At 50.1% G+C, this 18,316-nt stretch carries 15 protein-coding genes; 10 read left to right on the top strand and 5 right to left on the bottom strand.

What is annotated here, in order from left to right; genetic code table 11:
* Positions 1–10 precede the first annotated feature (10 nt).
* A complete protein-coding gene (locus D9734_RS05335) occupies positions 11–661 on the top strand; it encodes a DUF2238 domain-containing protein (protein ID WP_130205919.1) in 651 nt (216 codons plus the stop codon).
* On the opposite strand, the gene melA is transcribed toward D9734_RS05335, so the two are convergent.
* Positions 658–2,013 carry an alpha-galactosidase gene (gene melA / locus D9734_RS05330; protein ID WP_130205917.1) on the bottom strand — a complete coding sequence of 452 codons (1,356 nt, stop codon included), beginning with the start codon at positions 2,011–2,013 and terminating at the stop codon, positions 658–660. The genes D9734_RS05335 and melA overlap by 4 nt on opposite strands.
* 282 nt (positions 2,014–2,295) lie before the next feature.
* Between melA and melR the strand changes: the two genes are divergently transcribed.
* From melR to pmrB, 7 genes are all read left to right on the top strand, one after another.
* Positions 2,296–3,204, top strand: a complete 909-nt coding sequence (gene melR / locus D9734_RS05325) for a transcriptional regulator MelR (RefSeq protein ID WP_130205915.1) — start codon at positions 2,296–2,298, stop codon at positions 3,202–3,204.
* Between the two features lie 197 nt (positions 3,205–3,401).
* Positions 3,402–5,669: an arginine decarboxylase gene (gene adiA, locus D9734_RS05320; protein ID WP_130206100.1), complete on the top strand. Its 2,268-nt coding sequence runs from the start codon at positions 3,402–3,404 to the stop codon at positions 5,667–5,669.
* A gap of 333 nt (positions 5,670–6,002) precedes the next feature.
* Positions 6,003–6,764 carry a DNA-binding transcriptional activator AdiY gene (adiY, locus tag D9734_RS05315; protein WP_130205913.1) on the top strand — a complete coding sequence of 254 codons (762 nt, stop codon included), beginning with the start codon at positions 6,003–6,005 and terminating at the stop codon, positions 6,762–6,764.
* 136 nt (positions 6,765–6,900) lie between these two features.
* Positions 6,901–8,238, top strand: a complete 1,338-nt coding sequence (adiC, locus tag D9734_RS05310; RefSeq protein ID WP_130205911.1) for an arginine/agmatine antiporter — start codon at positions 6,901–6,903, stop codon at positions 8,236–8,238.
* A 104-nt stretch (positions 8,239–8,342) separates the two neighbouring features.
* The gene (gene eptA / locus D9734_RS05305) at positions 8,343–9,986 is read left to right on the top strand and encodes a phosphoethanolamine transferase EptA (protein ID WP_130205909.1); all 1,644 of its coding nucleotides are present in this window, start codon (positions 8,343–8,345) and stop codon (positions 9,984–9,986) included.
* Positions 9,983–10,651 carry a two-component system response regulator BasR gene (basR, locus tag D9734_RS05300; RefSeq protein WP_130205907.1) on the top strand — a complete coding sequence of 223 codons (669 nt, stop codon included), beginning with the start codon at positions 9,983–9,985 and terminating at the stop codon, positions 10,649–10,651. The genes eptA and basR overlap by 4 nt, the downstream gene beginning before the upstream one ends.
* Positions 10,652–11,752 (top strand): two-component system sensor histidine kinase PmrB, encoded by a 1,101-nt coding sequence (pmrB, locus tag D9734_RS05295; protein WP_165383162.1) that lies wholly within the window; start codon positions 10,652–10,654, stop codon positions 11,750–11,752.
* Here pmrB and pmrR read toward each other — a convergent pair.
* The 4 genes from pmrR to crfC form a co-directional block, all read right to left on the bottom strand.
* On the bottom strand, positions 11,728–11,817 hold the full coding sequence (pmrR, locus tag D9734_RS05290; protein ID WP_074399408.1) for an LpxT activity modulator PmrR: 90 nt from the start codon (positions 11,815–11,817) through the stop codon (positions 11,728–11,730). The genes pmrB and pmrR overlap by 25 nt on opposite strands.
* A gap of 114 nt (positions 11,818–11,931) precedes the next feature.
* Complete coding sequence (gene proP, locus D9734_RS05285; RefSeq protein ID WP_130205905.1) at positions 11,932–13,434, bottom strand: glycine betaine/L-proline transporter ProP; 1,503 nt, start codon at positions 13,432–13,434, stop codon at positions 11,932–11,934.
* A 262-nt stretch (positions 13,435–13,696) separates the two neighbouring features.
* A complete protein-coding gene (locus D9734_RS05280) occupies positions 13,697–14,575 on the bottom strand; it encodes a diguanylate cyclase regulator RdcB family protein (protein WP_130205903.1) in 879 nt (292 codons plus the stop codon).
* Positions 14,572–16,800, bottom strand: a complete 2,229-nt coding sequence (gene crfC, locus D9734_RS05275) for a clamp-binding protein CrfC (protein WP_130205901.1) — start codon at positions 16,798–16,800, stop codon at positions 14,572–14,574. Before crfC ends, D9734_RS05280 begins: the two co-directional genes overlap by 4 nt.
* Positions 16,801–17,197: 397 nt before the next feature.
* Between crfC and D9734_RS05265 the strand changes: the two genes are divergently transcribed.
* Positions 17,198–17,533, top strand: coding sequence for a zinc ribbon domain-containing protein YjdM (locus D9734_RS05265; RefSeq protein WP_001300891.1), 336 nt, complete (start codon positions 17,198–17,200; stop codon positions 17,531–17,533).
* A gap of 284 nt (positions 17,534–17,817) precedes the next feature.
* Entirely contained in the window at positions 17,818–18,261 is a 444-nt protein-coding gene (gene yjdN, locus D9734_RS05260; protein WP_130205897.1) for a VOC family metalloprotein YjdN, read from the top strand.
* The last annotated feature ends 55 nt before the right edge of the window (positions 18,262–18,316 follow it).

Raw genomic sequence — 18,316 nt, 5'->3', positions numbered from 1 at the left:
CGAACTCACCATGACCCGCACACTCAAGCCGTTAATTCTTAACACCGGCGCACTGGCGCTAACGTTAATCCTGATTTATACCGGCATTTCGGCCCATGACAAACTCACCTGGCTGATGGAAGTAACACCGGTGATTATTGTCGTGCCGCTACTGCTTGCCACCGCCAGACGTTACCCGTTAACGCCGCTGCTCTATACGCTCATTTTCTTTCACGCCATCATCCTGATGGTCGGCGGGCAGTACACCTACGCGAAAGTTCCCATCGGTTTTGAGGTGCAGGAATGGTTAGGGTTGAGCCGTAATCCGTATGACAAGCTGGGGCATTTTTTCCAGGGGCTGGTGCCTGCACTGGTGGCACGAGAGATTCTCGTGCGCGGAATGTACGTTCGTGGACGGAAAATGGTGGCGTTCCTGGTCTGCTGCGTAGCGCTGGCAATAAGCGCCATGTATGAGTTGATCGAGTGGTGGGCGGCGCTGGCGATGGGCCAGGGGGCGGATGATTTTCTCGGCACCCAGGGCGACCAGTGGGACACGCAATCCGATATGTTCTGTGCGCTGCTGGGCGCATTAACCGCGGTGATATTCCTCGCTCGCTTTCACTGCCACCAGTTACGGCGCTATGGCTTAATCACCAGAGCGCCGGAGGCTATTACACCTTAGCGGTGCAACCAGCCAGGTAGCCAGTCGCCGTGAGCGGTAATCAGGTCGTCAACCAGGGCATAAATTTCGTCAATGCCCAGCACGGCGGCGGTGTGCGGGTCCATCATTGCGGCGTGGTAAACACGGTCACGATTTTCGGTGAGAATGGCTTCGGTCAGCAGCGTCTGTACGTTGATGTTGGTTTGCATCAGGGCAGCCAGATGCGAAGGCAGTGCACCAACTTTGGTTGGCTGAATACCATTGGCGTCAACCAGACAGGCCACTTCCACACAGCATCCTTGTGGCAGGTTATCAATCAAACCATCGTTACGGACGTTGCCGTAAATCACACTCGGCTCACCGGTCCAGATAGCGTTCATAATCGTGCTGGCATATTCCCGCGACGGTTTAATATCAATCCGGGAGGCGTTCTTATACTCCTCCAGCTCTTTATGCCAGTTCGCCAACTGTTCAACACAGCGTTTCGGGTACTCATCCAGCGGCACTTTATAACGCTCAATCAAATCCTCGCGACCTGGCTTAATAAACCACGGCGTATATTCGGCAAAATGTTCTGACGACTCCGTGACGAAGTAGCCCAGCTTTTTGAACATTTCATAGCGCACAATATTCTGGCAACGAGTATTGCCATGAATATTCGGTTTCGGTGCCTGGCCTGCGTCATACGCTGCCAGCAGTTCCGGGTAGAGATTCACGTAACTGCCGTCTGCGGTTTTGCGCTCCAGCTCCAGGTAGAACGCCATATGGTTGATACCAGCGCAACGATAACGCAGCGTGGACGGATCGATATTCAGGTCGCGGGCCAGCTCTTCCGCCGTTCCCTGCACCGAGTGGCACAGCCCCACCTGTTTGATATGCGGATAGCGGGCATACATCGCCCAGGTATTCATCGCCATCGGGTTAACGTAATTGAGCATGGTGGCATCGGGGCAAACTTCCGTCATGTCCTCGCAAATCTGCCACAAGTGCGGAATGGTACGTAGCGCACGCATAATGCCACCCGGTCCCAGCGTATCGGCAATGGTTTGTTCCAGACCGTGGCGCTTACAGACTTCAAAATCAGTCACTGTGCAGGGTTCATAACCGCCAATCTGAAACGCCACCACCACAAAATCGGCGCCCTGTAAGGCTTCTTTCTGTTCGCTATGGCAGGTGATTTTGCCGCTGGCTCCTGCTGAATCCATCAGCTTGCGCACCACAATGTGCGACTCTTCCAGCCGTGTGGGATCGATGTCCATCAGAGCGATATGCGCCGTTTTCAGTGCCTCACGGTGAAACACATCACCAAGAATATTTTTAACGAAAATTGTCGAACCAGCGCCGATAAATGTAATTTTGGGTGCAGACATCATGCAGATCTCCTGGCTTGCTTGAATAACTTCATCATGGCAGGCGATACCGCAGAAAACTTCCGGCTTCCCCGTCGAGTATTCCCATAAACTCAGATCCTGAGTGAAGTATCAGTAAATCTGAGTTTATGGAAATAAATTAGCTGAAAAGCAGAGATTTCGGCCTCCTTATCCTTGGACGCTCCCCGCGTCCCTCTGGGAAGAGGGTGAAAACCGTGCTCCCATTCGCAGTCATCCTCCCCCACTCATGTCATAATTCTGATAATCCAGGAAAGAGAGCCATCCATGAATACTGATAACTTTATGTGTAGCAGCGATGAAAAGCAGACCCGCAGCCCGCTATCACTGTATTCAGAATATCAGCGAATGGAGATTGAGTTTCGCGCACCGCATATCATGCCCACCAGCCACTGGCATGGTCAGGTCGAAGTGAATGTGCCTTTCGATGGCGATGTGGAATACCTGATCAACAATGAAAAAGTGAAGATCAACCAGGGGCATATCACGCTGTTCTGGGCCTGTACGCCACATCAGCTAACAGATACCGGAACCTGTCAGAGCATGGCAATTTTTAATCTGCCGATGCATCTGTTTCTCTCCTGGCCGCTGGATAAAGACCTTATAAACCACGTCACTCACGGTATGGTGATCAAATCACTGGCGTCACAGCAGCTTAGTCCGTTTGAAGTGCGTCGCTGGCAGCAGGAGCTCAACAGCCCAAACGAGCAAATTCGCCAACTCGCTATTGATGAAATTGGCCTGATGCTCAAGCGATTTAGCCTCTCTGGCTGGGAGCCGGTTCTGGTCAATAAAACCTCGCGTACGCACAAAAACAGCGTCTCGCGTCATGCACAGTTTTATGTCAGCCAGATGTTGGGCTTTATTGCAGAAAACTATGATCAAGCGCTAACCATCAACGACGTGGCCGAGCACGTCAAACTTAACGCCAACTATGCGATGGGGATCTTCCAGCGGGTCATGCAATTGACGATGAAACAGTACATTACGGCGATGCGCATCAACCACGTTCGCGCGTTACTGAGCGATACCGATAAAAGTATTCTCGATATTGCCCTGACAGCAGGCTTTCGTTCGAGCAGTCGCTTTTACAGCACGTTCGGCAAATATGTCGGCATGTCGCCGCAAAAATACCGCAAACTTAGCCAACAACACCGCCAGACGCTTCCCGGATAAAGATGATATCAGTATCAGCCAAAAAAATAGTTTAGCTGTCGATAATAAGCAGTGAAAACAACTTTAGAAATCAATGTAATTGCTTGTTTATAAAAATAAAAAAAACAAAGCGACTGTTTTTTACTCGCTTTACAGCCTGAAATACCCAGAAGATACTTGCCCGCAACGAAGATTCCTTCATAACCGGGTAAGCAATGATGAAAGTATTAATTGTTGAAAGCGAGTTTCTCCATCAGGACACCTGGGTCGGTAACGCCGTTGAGCGTCTGGCGAATGCCTTAAGCCAGCAAAATGTCACTGTCATTAAATCAACCTCATTTGATGACGGCTTTGCCATTCTCTCTTCAAATGAGGCCATTGATTGTCTGATGTTCAGCTATCAAATGGAACATCCGGACGAACATCAAAACGTCAGAGAATTGATCGGTAAGCTTCACGAACGCCAGCAAAATGTGCCGGTCTTCCTGTTGGGCGATCGGGAAAAAGCCCTCGCCGCAATAGATCGCGACCTGCTGGAGCTTGTCGATGAATTCGCCTGGATTCTGGAAGATACCGCCGACTTTATCGCCGGACGCGCCGTTGCCGCGATGACCCGCTATCGTCAGCAACTGTTGCCGCCACTGTTCAGCGCGCTGATGAAATATAGCGACATCCACGAGTATTCCTGGGCCGCACCGGGCCACCAGGGCGGCGTTGGCTTCACCAAAACGCCAGCCGGGCGTTTCTACCATGACTATTATGGTGAAAATCTGTTCCGTACCGACATGGGCATCGAAAGAACTTCCCTCGGTTCTTTACTCGACCATACTGGCGCATTTGGCGAAAGCGAAAAATATGCCGCGCGCGTATTTGGTGCCGATCGCTCCTGGTCGGTCGTCGTCGGGACTTCCGGCTCTAACCGCACTATCATGCAGGCTTGCATGACCGATAACGATGTGGTGGTCGTTGACCGTAACTGCCACAAATCCATCGAACAAGGCTTAATGCTGACTGGCGCGAAACCGGTCTACATGGTGCCAAGCCGCAACCGCTACGGCATTATCGGGCCAATCTACCCGCAGGAAATGCAGCCTGAAACTTTACAGAAGAAAATCAGCGAAAGCCCGCTGACCAAAGATAAAGTTGGGCAAAAACCCTCTTACTGCGTGGTAACCAACTGCACCTACGACGGCGTATGCTACAACGCCAAAGAAGCGCAGGATCTGTTAGAAAAAACCTCCGATCGTCTGCACTTCGACGAAGCCTGGTACGGCTATGCGCGCTTTAATCCGATCTATGCCGATCACTATGCCATGCGCGGTGAACCGGGCGATCATAACGGCCCAACCGTTTTTGCTACCCACTCCACTCACAAACTGCTGAATGCGCTGTCGCAGGCGTCTTACATTCATGTGCGTGAAGGTCGTGGAGCGATTAACTTCTCCCGCTTTAATCAGGCATACATGATGCATGCCACCACTTCCCCGTTGTATGCCATCTGCGCATCAAACGATGTGGCAGTATCGATGATGGACGGCAACAGCGGCCAGTCTCTGACGCAGGAAGTTATCGACGAAGCGGTCGATTTCCGTCAGGCAATGGCGCGGTTGTATAAAGAATTTACCGACGAAGGAAACTGGTTCTTTAAACCGTGGAATAAAGAAGTGGTTACCGACCCGGAAACTGGCAAAACCTATGACTTTGCCGACGCGCCGAGCAAACTGCTGACCACCGTTCAGGACTGCTGGGTAATGCACCCAGGAGAAAGCTGGCACGGCTTTAAAGATATCCCGGACAACTGGAGCATGCTCGACCCGATTAAAGTCAGCATCCTCGCACCGGGGATGGGAGAAGACGGCGAACTGGAAGAGACTGGCGTACCTGCCGCACTGGTCACCGCCTGGCTTGGTCGTCACGGCATTGTGCCAACCCGCACCACTGACTTCCAGATTATGTTCCTGTTCTCTATGGGCGTAACCCGTGGGAAATGGGGAACTCTGGTTAACACACTTTGCTCTTTCAAACGCCACTACGATGCTAATACACCGCTGGCGCAGGTGATGCCGGAACTTGCTGAACAATATCCTGACACTTACGCGAATATGGGTATTCACGATCTGGGTGACAAAATGTTTGCCTGGCTGAAAGAAAACAACCCAGGCGCACGGTTGAACGAAGCCTATTCTGGCCTGCCGGTGGCTGAAATCACCCCGCGTGAAGCCTACAACGCGATTGTCGATAACAACGTCGAACTGGTATCCATTGAAAACCTGCCGGGACGTATTGCGGCGAACTCTGTTATCCCGTATCCGCCAGGAATCCCAATGCTGCTCTCTGGCGAAAACTTCGGCGATAAAAACAGTCCGCAGGTAAGCTATTTACGCTCACTACAATCCTGGGATCATCATTTCCCTGGTTTCGAACACGAAACTGAAGGTACCGAAATTATTGACGGTATTTACCACGTGATGTGTGTGAAAGCGTAACCACTATTCCGCTGAAGGCGTAATTGTTTAAATAACATTACGTCGCCTGGCCTGAGGCCTTTTGAGTATGGCAACGTTTTCATAAAAATTGCTGCAAACAAAAATGTCATACTTTTTGCGCGGCCCCACCCCGCGCTTTTTTTTGCCTGTTATTTACACTTTTTCAGCATGTAAAATTTTTTGTACATGAGAAATTACTATAAAAATTTGTAATATTAGTAAAACACGTTATTTTTATGCATGTTTTGATTCGTCATACAATTATATAACCATTTCCCCGTATCGCTCTTCCTGGCGAAAACGGGTCTTTTATTTGCATTCAGGAGTACATGTATGAGGATTTGCAGCGACCAACCTTGTATTGTTTTATTGACTGAAAAAGATGTCTGGTTAAGGGTGAATGGGAAAGAACCTATAAGCCTGAAGGCTAACCACATGGCGTTATTAAGTTGTGAAAATAATATTATTGATGTCTCCTCACTTAATAACACTTTGGTTGCGCATATTAGTCATAACATCATCAAAGATTACCTCCGTTTTCTGAATAAAGATCTCTCAAAAATACCCGTCTGGCAACGAAGCGCCACCCCAGTTCTGGCCTTACCATGCCTGACACTGGACCTCTTTCGCGTCGCTGCTCAACATAGCATGATGCCCGCTGAAACAGAGTCAGAAAAAGAACGCACTCGTGCATTATTATTCACTGTGCTATCACGCTTTCTCGACAGTAAAAAATTCCTTTCTCTTATGATGTATATGTTACGTAATTGTGTAAGTGATAGCGTTTATCAAATAATTGAAAGCGATATTCATAAAGACTGGAATCTTAGTATGGTAGCCAGCTGTTTATGTCTAAGCCCCAGCCTGTTAAAGAAAAAACTGAAAAGTGAAAACACCAGTTATAGCCAAATAATCACCACCTGCCGTATGCGTTATGCCGTAAATGAATTAATGATGGACGGCAAAAATATCTCACAGGTATCACAATCCTGCGGCTACAACAGCACTTCCTATTTTATATCTGTATTTAAAGACTTCTATGGTATGACGCCTCTCCATTATGTTAGTCAGCACAGAGAACATTCTGTCGCCTGATTTATAACCTGAACGAAGAGCTATATTAATAACAGCATCAGCGATAACCCGGTTGAGGATAATTCAACGCGCGAGTGTAGGCGTATGATATGACGTAATTTATTGTCACGAAGCTCGCCTTCGCAGGAGTTTAATTATGTCTTCGGATGCTGACGCTCACAAAGTGGGCTTAATCCCCGTCACCCTGATGGTGTCGGGGAATATTATGGGGTCAGGTGTTTTTCTGTTACCTGCAAACCTGGCCTCGACAGGCGGGATAGCCATATATGGTTGGTTGGTGACGATTATCGGTGCGCTGGCTTTGTCGATGGTCTACGCCAAAATGTCTTTCCTTGATCCCAGCCCTGGCGGTTCATATGCCTACGCGCGCCGCTGCTTTGGCCCTTTCCTCGGGTATCAAACAAACGTTCTCTACTGGCTGGCCTGCTGGATCGGCAATATTGCCATGGTGGTCATTGGCGTGGGGTATTTAAGCTACTTCTTCCCTATCCTCAAAGATCCGTTGGTATTAACCATCACCTGTGTGGTGGTGCTGTGGATCTTCGTTCTGCTTAATATCGTCGGTCCAAAAATGATCACCCGCGTGCAGGCTGTCGCCACTGTGCTGGCGCTGATCCCCATTGTCGGAATTGCAGTATTCGGCTGGTTCTGGTTCCACAGTGAAACGTATATGGCAGCCTGGAACGTGAGTGGTCAGGGTACTTTCGGTGCGATTCAAAGTACCTTAAACGTCACGTTGTGGTCGTTTATTGGGGTAGAAAGTGCTTCCGTTGCGGCGGGCGTAGTGAAAAACCCGAAACGCAACGTGCCTATCGCCACCATTGGCGGGGTGTTGATTGCCGCCGTCTGCTATGTACTCTCGACCACGGCAATTATGGGGATGATCCCTAATGCCGCGCTACGCGTTTCCGCCTCACCTTTTGGCGATGCAGCGCGGATGGCGCTGGGTGATACCGCTGGGGCCATTGTCTCCTTCTGCGCAGCGGCAGGTTGCTTAGGCTCGCTGGGCGGCTGGACACTACTGGCCGGGCAAACGGCGAAAGCGGCTGCCGATGACGGCCTGTTCCCCCCCATTTTTGCCCGCGTTAACAAAGCGGGTACTCCGGTTGCCGGGTTGATTATCGTTGGTATTCTGATGACTATCTTCCAGTTCAGTAGCATCTCGCCAAACGCCACCAAAGAGTTTGGTCTGGTGTCCTCCGTATCGGTAATCTTTACCCTCGTGCCTTATCTTTACACCTGTGCCGCTTTACTGCTTTTAGGTCACGGTCACTTTGGCAAAACGCGTCCGGCGTATGTGACCATCACGACTATCGCCTTCCTTTACTGTATCTGGGCGGTGGTCGGTTCTGGTGAAAAAGAGGTCATGTGGTCATTCGTCACTCTGATGGTGATCACAGCCATGTACACGCTGAACTACAACCGGATGCATAAAAACCCCTATCCTTTAGATGCACCGACCAGTAAAGATTAAGCCTCTCTTAATCCAGCAAACGCATAAGCCAACCTTAAGAACTTAAGGTTGGCTTAACTTTGCTTTGCGAACATATGCGCACTTTGTTCGATGGAAACACCGTGATGTTGAAGCGCCTTCTAAAAAGACCCTCTTTGAATTTACTCGCCTGGCTATTGCTGGCCTCTTTTTATATCTCTATCTGCCTGAATATTGCCTTTTTTAAACAGGTATTACAGGCGTTACCGCTGGATTCACTGCATAACGTGCTGGTTTTCTTGTCGATGCCGGTCGTCGCCTTCAGCGTGATTAATATTGTCCTGACACTAAGCTCTTTCTTATGGCTTAATCGCCCGCTGGCATGTCTGTTTATTCTTGTCGGCGCATCAGCGCAATATTTCATCATGACTTATGGCATCGTCATCGACCGTTCAATGATTGCCAATATTATGGATACCACAGCGGCGGAAAGTTATGCGTTGATGACGCCGCGGATGTTATTAACGCTAGGGTTAAGCGGCGTACTTGCCGCGCTGATTGCCTGCTGGATAAAAATCAAACCTGCCACCTCGCGCCTGCGCAGTGTTCTTTTCCGCGGAGCCAGCATCCTGATTTCTATACTGCTGATTGTGCTGGTCGCCGCACTATTTTATAAAGACTACGCCTCGCTGTTTCGCAACAACAAAGAGCTGGTGAAATCCTTAAGCCCGTCTAACAGCATTGTTGCCAGCTGGTCATGGTATTCTCATCAACGACTGGCGAATCTGCCGCTGGTACGCATTGGTGAGGATGCTCGCCGCAACCCGTTAATGCAAAATGGAGATCGGAAAAACCTGACCATTTTGATCGTCGGTGAAACTTCACGGGCGGAAAACTTCTCGCTCAACGGCTACCCGCGTGAAACTAACCCGCGGCTGGCGAAAGATAACGTGGTCTATTTCCCAAATACTGCGTCTTGCGGCACAGCAACGGCTGTTTCTGTACCGTGCATGTTCTCGGATATGCCGCGCGAGCATTACAAAGAAGAGCTGGCACAACACCAGGAAGGCGTGCTGGATATCATTCAGCGGGCGGGTATCAACGTGCTTTGGAATGACAACGATGGCGGCTGCAAAGGCGTCTGCGACCGCGTGCCTCACCAGAACGTCACTGCGCTGAACTTGCCTGGTCAGTGCATCAACGGCGAATGCTATGACGAAGTGCTGTTCCACGGGCTGGAAGAGTACATCAATAACCTGCAGGGAGATGGCGTGATTGTATTACACACCATCGGCAGCCACGGCCCGACCTATTACAACCGTTATCCGCCGCAGTTCAGGAAATTTACCCCTACTTGCGACACCAACGAGATCCAAACCTGCACGAAAGAACAACTGGTGAACACTTACGACAACACGCTGGTCTACGTCGACTATATTGTTGATAAAGCGATTAATCTGCTGAAAGAACATCAGGATAAATTTACCACCAGCCTGGTTTATCTTTCTGATCACGGTGAATCGTTAGGTGAAAATGGCATCTATCTGCACGGCCTGCCTTATGCCATCGCCCCGGATAGCCAAAAACAGGTGCCAATGCTGCTGTGGCTGTCGGAGGATTATCAAAAGCGGTATCAGGTTGACCAGAATTGCCTGCAAAAACAGGCGCAAACGCAGCACTATTCACAAGACAATTTATTCTCAACGCTGTTGGGATTAACCGGTGTTGAGACGAAGTATTACCAGGCTGCGGATGATATTCTGCAAACTTGCAGGAGAACGACTGAATGAAAATTCTAATTGTTGAAGACGATACACTGTTATTGCAGGGATTGATTCTGGCGGCGCAAACGGAAGGCTACGCCTGTGATGGCGTCACAACCGCACGGATGGCGGAACAAAGCCTGGAAGCTGGTCATTACAGTCTGGTGGTGCTGGATTTAGGTTTACCTGACGAAGACGGGCTGCATTTTCTCGCCCGTATCCGGCAGAAAAAATACACCCTGCCGGTGCTGATCCTCACCGCCCGCGACACTCTGACCGACAAAATCGCCGGGCTGGATGTCGGGGCCGACGACTATCTGGTGAAGCCTTTTGCGCTGGAAGAGTTGCACGCCCGCATTCGCGCCCTGCTGCGACGCCATAATAATCAGGGCGAAAGCGAGTTGATTGTTGGCAACCTGACGCTGAATATGGGTCGCCGTCAGGTATGGATGGGCGGTGAAGAACTGATTCTGACGCCGAAAGAATATGCTCTGCTGTCACGGTTGATGCTCAAGGCAGGCAGCCCCGTGCATCGGGAAATTCTCTACAACGACATCTATAACTGGGACAACGAACCCTCGACTAACACCCTGGAAGTGCATATCCACAACCTGCGCGATAAAGTGGGTAAGTCGCGCATCCGTACCGTACGCGGTTTTGGCTATATGCTGGTCTTAAATGAGGAGAACTAATTGAATCTGATGCGTTTTCTGCGTCGTCCAATATCGCTACGCCAGCGGCTAATATTGACCATCGGGGCCATTTTGCTGGTGTTTGAGCTGATCAGCGTCTTCTGGCTATGGCATGAAAGTACCGAGCAGATTCAGCTATTTGAGCAGGCGTTACGCGACAATCGCAACAACGACCGCCACATCATGCGTGAGATCCGCGAGGCGGTCGCCAGCCTGATTGTCCCCGGCGTGTTTATGGTCAGCCTGACGCTATTTATCTGCTATCAAGCGGTACGGCGCATCACCCGTCCGCTGGCGGAGTTGCAAAAAGAGCTGGAAGCGCGCACCGCCGACAACTTAACGCCCATTGCCATTCACAGTGCCACCCTCGAAATAGAATCGGTGGTTTCGGCTTTGAACGATCTGGTATCTCGCCTGACCAGCACGCTGGATAACGAACGCTTGTTTACCGCTGACGTCGCTCACGAACTGCGAACGCCGCTGGCGGGGGTACGTTTGCATCTGGAGTTGCTGGCGAAAACGCATCACATTGATGTAGCGCCGTTAGTGGCGCGGCTTGATCAGATGATGGAGAGCGTCTCCCAGTTGTTACAACTGGCGCGTGCGGGTCAGTCATTTTCATCCGGTAATTATCAGCATGTAAAACTGCTGGAAGATGTGATTCTGCCCTCGTATGACGAGTTAAGTACCATGCTCGATCAGCGTCAGCAAACCTTGCTGTTGCCAGAAAGCGCCGCCGACATCACCGTTCAGGGTGATGCAACCCTGCTGCGGATGTTATTGCGAAACCTGGTAGAAAACGCCCATCGTTACAGCCCACAAGGCAGCAACATTATGATTAAGCTGCAAGAAGATGGCGGTGCGGTAATGGCGGTTGAAGATGAAGGGCCAGGTATTGATGAGAGTAAATGCGGGGAGTTAAGCAAAGCGTTTGTACGAATGGACAGCCGTTATGGCGGAATTGGTCTGGGATTAAGTATTGTCAGCCGCATCACGCAGTTGCATCACGGGCAGTTTTTCCTGCAAAACCGGGAAGAAACCTCCGGCACGCGTGCCTGGGTACGGCTGAAGAAAGATCAGTACGTGGCAAACCAGATATAGAGAAAGCTGCTGACTACCAGCACGCTGAACACGGTAGTTAAACGTTCATAAATACGGTTTTTCATTGCACTCTCCTCCGTTAACCTGGAGGAGAGTATGCGCGCCAGAGATTAAGTGAACCTTAAGAGTTCGGTTGTAGGCCTGATAAGACAGCGTCGCATCAGGCCATCCATTTCAGATTACTCATCAATACGCGGATGTTGCTGCACCAGGCGAGAACGTTTCGCCTGCAAATCGGCAATCTCGTGGTCAATATCCTCGATTTTTTGCTCAATATTATCGTAATGCTCAACAAGAATTTCCTTCGCTTCCTGTAAATCTGACGCCGCTGGCGTCGCACCTTTCAATGGCTGATTCGCCGTCTCTTTCATGGTTACGCCGGTGATTAAACCAACCACCGCCACGACCATCAGGTAATAGGCAGGCATCATCAGATTCTGCGAGCTTTCGACCAGCCAGGCCGCCAGTGTTGGCGTCAGACCAGCAATCAGCACCGAAATATTAAATGCCGCCGCCAGTGCACTGTAACGGATATGCGTCGGGAACATCGCTGGCAGCGTTGAGGCCATAACACCCGTAAAGCAGTTAAGGATCACTGCCAGCATCAACAACCCGGCGAAAATCAGGCCGATGATATTACTGTTAATCAGGATGAACGCCGGGATCGCCAGCGCAAACAGCGCAACACTGCCGAGGATCACAAACGGACGACGGCCAAAACGGTCACTAAGCAGCCCCATCACCGGTTGCACAAACAGCATACCAATCATAATGGCGATAATAATCAGCACTCCGTGGTCTTCGGAGTAGTGCAGGTTATGCGACAAATAACTCGGCATATAGGTCAGCAGCATGTAGTAAGTGACGTTGGTGGCAATCACCAGGCCAATACACGTCAACAAACTGCGCCAGTGTTTGGTGGCAATCTCTTTAAACGAGACTTTCGGACCATCCTGCAAACCTTCCCGGTCGCCCTGCTCCAGTTTCTCAACATGTTGCTGGAAAGCTGGCGTCTCTTCCAGCGCATGGCGCAAGTAAAGCCCGATAATCCCTAGAGGCAGAGCGATAAAGAACGGAATACGCCAGCCCCAGTCGAGGAAGTTTTCTTCACCGACGATGGTCGAAATTAACACCACCACGCCCGCACCCAGCACAAACCCGGCAATAGAACCGAAATCCAGCCAACTGCCCATAAAGCCGCGTTTACGGTCAGGGGAGTATTCCGCAACAAATATCGACGCCCCGGTATATTCGCCCCCTACCGAGAATCCTTGCGCCATCTTACAGATCAACAACAGAATCGGTGCCCAAATACCAATAGAGGCGTAGGACGGTATTAAGCCAATACAGAACGTACTGATCGACATAATCACAATGGTGATCGCAAGGATCTTCTGGCGACCATATTTATCGCCCAGCATACCGAAGAAGAGCCCGCCAAGCGGTCGAATCAGAAAGGGAACGGAGAAGGTGGCAAGTGCAGCAACCATCTGCACGCTGGGGTCAGCCCCCGGGAAAAAGACCTTACCTAATGCGTAGGCAACAAAACCATAAACACCAAAATCGAACCATTCCATTGCATTACCCAGCGATGCTGCGGTAATGGCTTTGCGCAGTTTACCGTCATCAATAATAGTGACGTCACGAAGGGTAATCGGTTTTACTTTTTTCCTTTTCAGCATAGCTTTCCTCGCAGAGTAAGCCCATTTCCGCACACGTCAGGCAAATAACATGGCGCCCGCAAAAGGGAAGCGGGAATTGCAGGGTGCAATCTCTGTAACAAGCGTAGCGGGTTTACTTACACGTTCCGATTAAGAATTGTACAACCAAACCAGTTGACGCCTGAATTGGGCAGTTAATGACCTTTTTACCCTACCAGCGTTTAAATTTGTGATCAACTTCACACATGGATTTCGTTAAACACCCATCAATGTAACCAATTATTTACACGCAATTTACAGAGAAGATTTCCTCGACCATGGCCTCCACCAGACGTTGTGCTGAACAGAGCCGTGGCATCCCTACCGCGACAGTTTGCCAACGTTGGGTCACCGACCAGCAAACGGGCTGTTTATCTGCATCGGACCACTTACCCAACCAACCTAAAAAATCAGCATGCTCCCCACCGCTTAGAGCTGTGGGTGATGTGAACCATTGGTGGTAATAATGACGAGTAGTCGGTGCCGCGTTGATACTTTCAGCCAGATATTGCGTCGCTTTCACGCGCAAATCATCAAGCAACAACGCTGCCGCTTGCGGACTTCCCAGACGGCAGGCATCGCCAAACGCCCCCCAACGCAGTTCTTCCAGAACGATGAAACCACGTCCAGGCAGCGACCAACTGTCATACGCACCGGCACGCCAGCGAGTAAAAATTTGCTCGCTCTGTTCGCCCGCCTGCACCAGCAACCCTCGTTGCGTTAAGGCTTTTTCCTTACAGTGACAACGGGCTGAAAACCACTCATATAAAGCGGTAATTTGCTGCTGGAGTTCCGGGAAAGCGGATTGTGGGCGGAGATCCCTTTTTTGCAGTAACGCCAGATATTGTGCGATCTGTGTCAACGCCAGATGACCGGGGTCAAGCATTGCCGCCAGTTTTTCCACCAATGCCAGGCGTAGACTAAGCGGCGCATTTAACATTCCGGCATTCGCCCACGTCTGAAGCTGTGTGCGAGCAAGGATCTCCTGCATCAGTCGTTCACGAAACTGCTGCTGATGGGCTTGCGGATGGCGGGTATCATCGCCCAGCGCCAGATCCACTAAAAAGCGGGGATGAATCGACTCCAGCACACGACCGGGGCCGTCCAGTAACGTCTTTGTCAATACTGTTCTGCCGTGAAAAGAGTTTGAATATCATCGCGTAACAACTGAGAGTCCGTATAAATCCAGCCGTGCGTTGTTGCAGTCTGCTGCAATTGCTGCTGCATAATTTTCACCACGGATTCATTTTGCTGTCGCAAAGCCAGACTTTCGCGTAAACGCGTGTGTAATTCCGTCAAACATACAGCGAAATCAGCGAAAAATGTGCTCATTCCTGCCGTGACAGAATCATCGACCTGAACCGCTAAAACTTTAGCCATTTGTTGGCAATAGAGGTCAATTTCTTCGGTTAACGTACGTTGTAGCACACTGTAATCAACGATCTTCGTCGGGGATTTATCACTACTCCGTCCCCAGTCTGGTTGATTCAACCAGCGCGAGAAAGTCTCACGTACAACACCTAAACGGGTGACTTGCTCATCCGGTATTTCCTGGAGTGATATTGCATCGCTGAATAGCTGGCGAGTATTGAAGTGGGGAACCACGCTGCGAAAAACAGGAAACTCAAATCCAGGGCGAAACCCAGACTCACTCAATGCTACTTTAACCTGTTGTTCAATGGGACGAATAACATCGGTTAGTACCCGGCAAAGGGTTGATTCCAGTTCAGCAAAACGCAGCGTGAAATCCCGGCTGATTTGGGTCTGTGCCGTCTGTAACAGTGTCTCGCAGCGAGTACGAATCTCGCTTAATGGCCACGAATCATGTTGAAACAGCACGGCTAACTGGGCATTCATCTGATCTTGCTGCTGACGCAAAAAGTCGTTGGCTGATGTCAGGGCCAGCTCTATTTCATGTTGAATCTCACCGCTCACCTGCGTCTGATTGAGTTGCAATAGCTGCAAATTTTCTTCGAGTTGGTGGATATTTTGCCGCAATAGCTCGCAGGCGACAGTCAGGCCGTGGGCGCGAAAATCAAGGTACTCCCGCGCCTGCTGGGCGTAATTCAACAATTTATGCGAGGCAGAACGCAGAGCGTACAACGACGCGTTGGCATACGCGGCATGAAGCAACGCCTGCACCGGCTGTTCAAATAACGAGTCTTCCCACAATTGCTCAACTGCATGGCGAATATGGTCGATATCCTCCAGATCCGCGTTACACCAGCGCCTGCCGAGCGCCGCATGAGCAAAATCCTCCACCCAGCGTTGCTGTTGAGGATCGGGCAATCTGCCGCTGCTGGCTAACTCATGGCGCGCCCGATTCGCCAGATAGCCCCACATCGACGATACCGGAAATATCTGCCCTGGCGTAACACAGCCTTTCATCAACGTCCCGGAAATCAGCGCCCGCACCTGTTCGGCATCGTCGCTGTTACGATCCTGCTGATCGAATTTATTGACCAATACATACAGCGGTACTGACTTGCCGACGGCCATAACCGCCGCGCGCACCTCTTCATCGGAGATCGATTTCAGTTGCGTATAATCCATCACCGCCAGCACCGCAGAAGCGCGCGCCAGCTGCTCATTAAGCATTTGTTGCAGATGTGGTTGTCCGGCTTCGTTTGGCCCGGGAGTATCCAGTAATGTTAACTGCCCCGGATAACTTTCCAGCCCCGCCAGATGGACGAACTCCACTTCAATCACCGGAATATGTTCAATGGCGGCGTAAGCAGAAAAAGGAAAATCAACGTCCAGCGCTTTCGCCATGCGCACCAAATCATTCAAACTTTTCAGACAATGAAAAATAGGCTGGGCGCCCAGGTAATATTTTTCGAAAGCGACGCCATTTTCGATCCGCTGCATAAGTGCACGCATATCTTTATCTATTTCCAGCAGATCGGTCAGATGCTTAATATCGTAATCACGCAGGCGTTGTTGTAATTGTTGGATTAAACGGTCAATTGGCGCGACATGTGAAAAATGCAGCACGGGTTCTTTTTGCCCCGGTGTATGGCGAATAAGCGTTGGCAGCGCAGTCATAGGGCGATTGCGATTAGGAAGAACTTCAGTGCCAACAATGGCATTAATGGTGGTTGATTTCCCTGCTTTCATTGTGCCGACAATCGCCAGCACCATTTCCAGACGGGAAATTTTACGCAGCTCATTATTCAGCATCGCGTGGCGCTCGACGATATTATGCTGACTCCAGGGTAAAGTCAGAGGCGGCGCCACTTCTCCAGGTACAGCGAGAGGCATTTTTTCCAGTAACTGCAACTGTTGTCGGGAAAGCAGTAACAGACGTTCCGCCTCCTGACTTAACTCATATATTGTCTGTGTGCACATGGAAAGTTCTTCCTTAAAGCAAATTTTATTACTTTTATTTAGCCAGTTCGTTTTTTAGTTCTGTTTTCGGCTTTTATAATTACTGCGGGAAATAATTTATATTTAATTTGTTGTTTTTATTAGAATGACGACGTCTCTTCCGACACGTTTAAAAGTCAGAAAGATAAAAAACAATTAAATAAAAAAAAGAACAAGAATAAAGTTAACCTTATCTCAAATAATAAACTGAGGCAAAAAGATTATTTTCTTTTTGCCTTCTCTTTCAAATGAAAACGATCGTCGTCTAAAATCAGCAGTACCCCCGACAAACTCAGGGATTTTGTGTATAATTGCGGCCTTTTTCGGCAATCTGCCGTTTTTTGGCGCTTTTGCCCCGCTGACTTTTGAGGAAAACCCCATGTCATTACCACACTGCCCAAAATGCAACTCCGAATACACTTACGAAGATAACGGCATGTACATCTGCCCGGAATGCGCCTACGAATGGAACGACGCAGAACCTGCGCAGGAAAGTGACGAGCTGATCGTTAAAGATGCTAACGGCAACCTGCTGGCTGACGGCGACAGCGTTACCATCATTAAAGATCTGAAGGTGAAAGGTAGCTCTTCGATGCTGAAGATCGGCACCAAAGTGAAAAACATCCGCCTGGTTGAAGGCGACCATAACATCGATTGCAAAATCGACGGTTTTGGTCCGATGAAACTGAAATCTGAGTTCGTGAAAAAGAACTGATTGTATTGCTCAATGTAATGTTGGCACATGATCGGTAGGCCGGATAAGGCGCTCGCGCCGCATCCGGCAACGGTGCCAGATGCCTGATGCGACGCTCGCGCGTCTTATCAGGCCTACAAATTCCCGCACACCCGCACCATCCGTAGGCCGGATAAGGCGTTCACGCCGCATCCGGCAACAGTGCGACTGCCTGATGCGACGCTCGCGCGTCTTATCAGGCCGCCTCTCATCTGTACAAATTTCGAACTACACTTAACTGGCTTCTCTTAACTGAGGTCACCATCATGCCGTTAAGTCCCTACCTCTCTTTTGCCGGTAACTGTGCCGACGCAATTGCTTATTATCAACGCACATTGGGCGCGGAACTGCTCTATAAAATCAGCTTCGGCGAAATGCCGAAATCAGCGCAGGACAGCGCCGAAGGCTGCCCTTCCGGGTTGCAATTTCCCGATACCGCCATCGCCCATGCTAACGTGCGTATTGCCGGAAGCGATATCATGATGAGCGATGCCATGCCGTCAGGAAAAGCCAGCTACTCCGGCTTTACGCTGGTGCTCGATTCGCAACAGGTCGAAGAAGGAAAACGCTGGTTTGATAACCTTGCAGCTAACGGAAAAATCGAAATGGACTGGCAGGAAACCTTCTGGGCGCATGGCTTCGGCAAAGTCACTGATAAATTTGGCGTACCGTGGATGATTAATGTCGTCAAACAACAACCAACGCAATAACCCGCCGGGAGGCCCGCCCTCCCGCACTGTCATCGAATTCCCGTTAACTCTTCAT

The organism is Escherichia sp. E14S1 (assembly GCF_004211995.1).
Lineage (GTDB): Bacteria > Pseudomonadota > Gammaproteobacteria > Enterobacterales > Enterobacteriaceae > Escherichia.
Note: the sequence above shows the minus strand (reverse complement) of the source record. Positions and strands in the feature narration are given on the sequence as shown.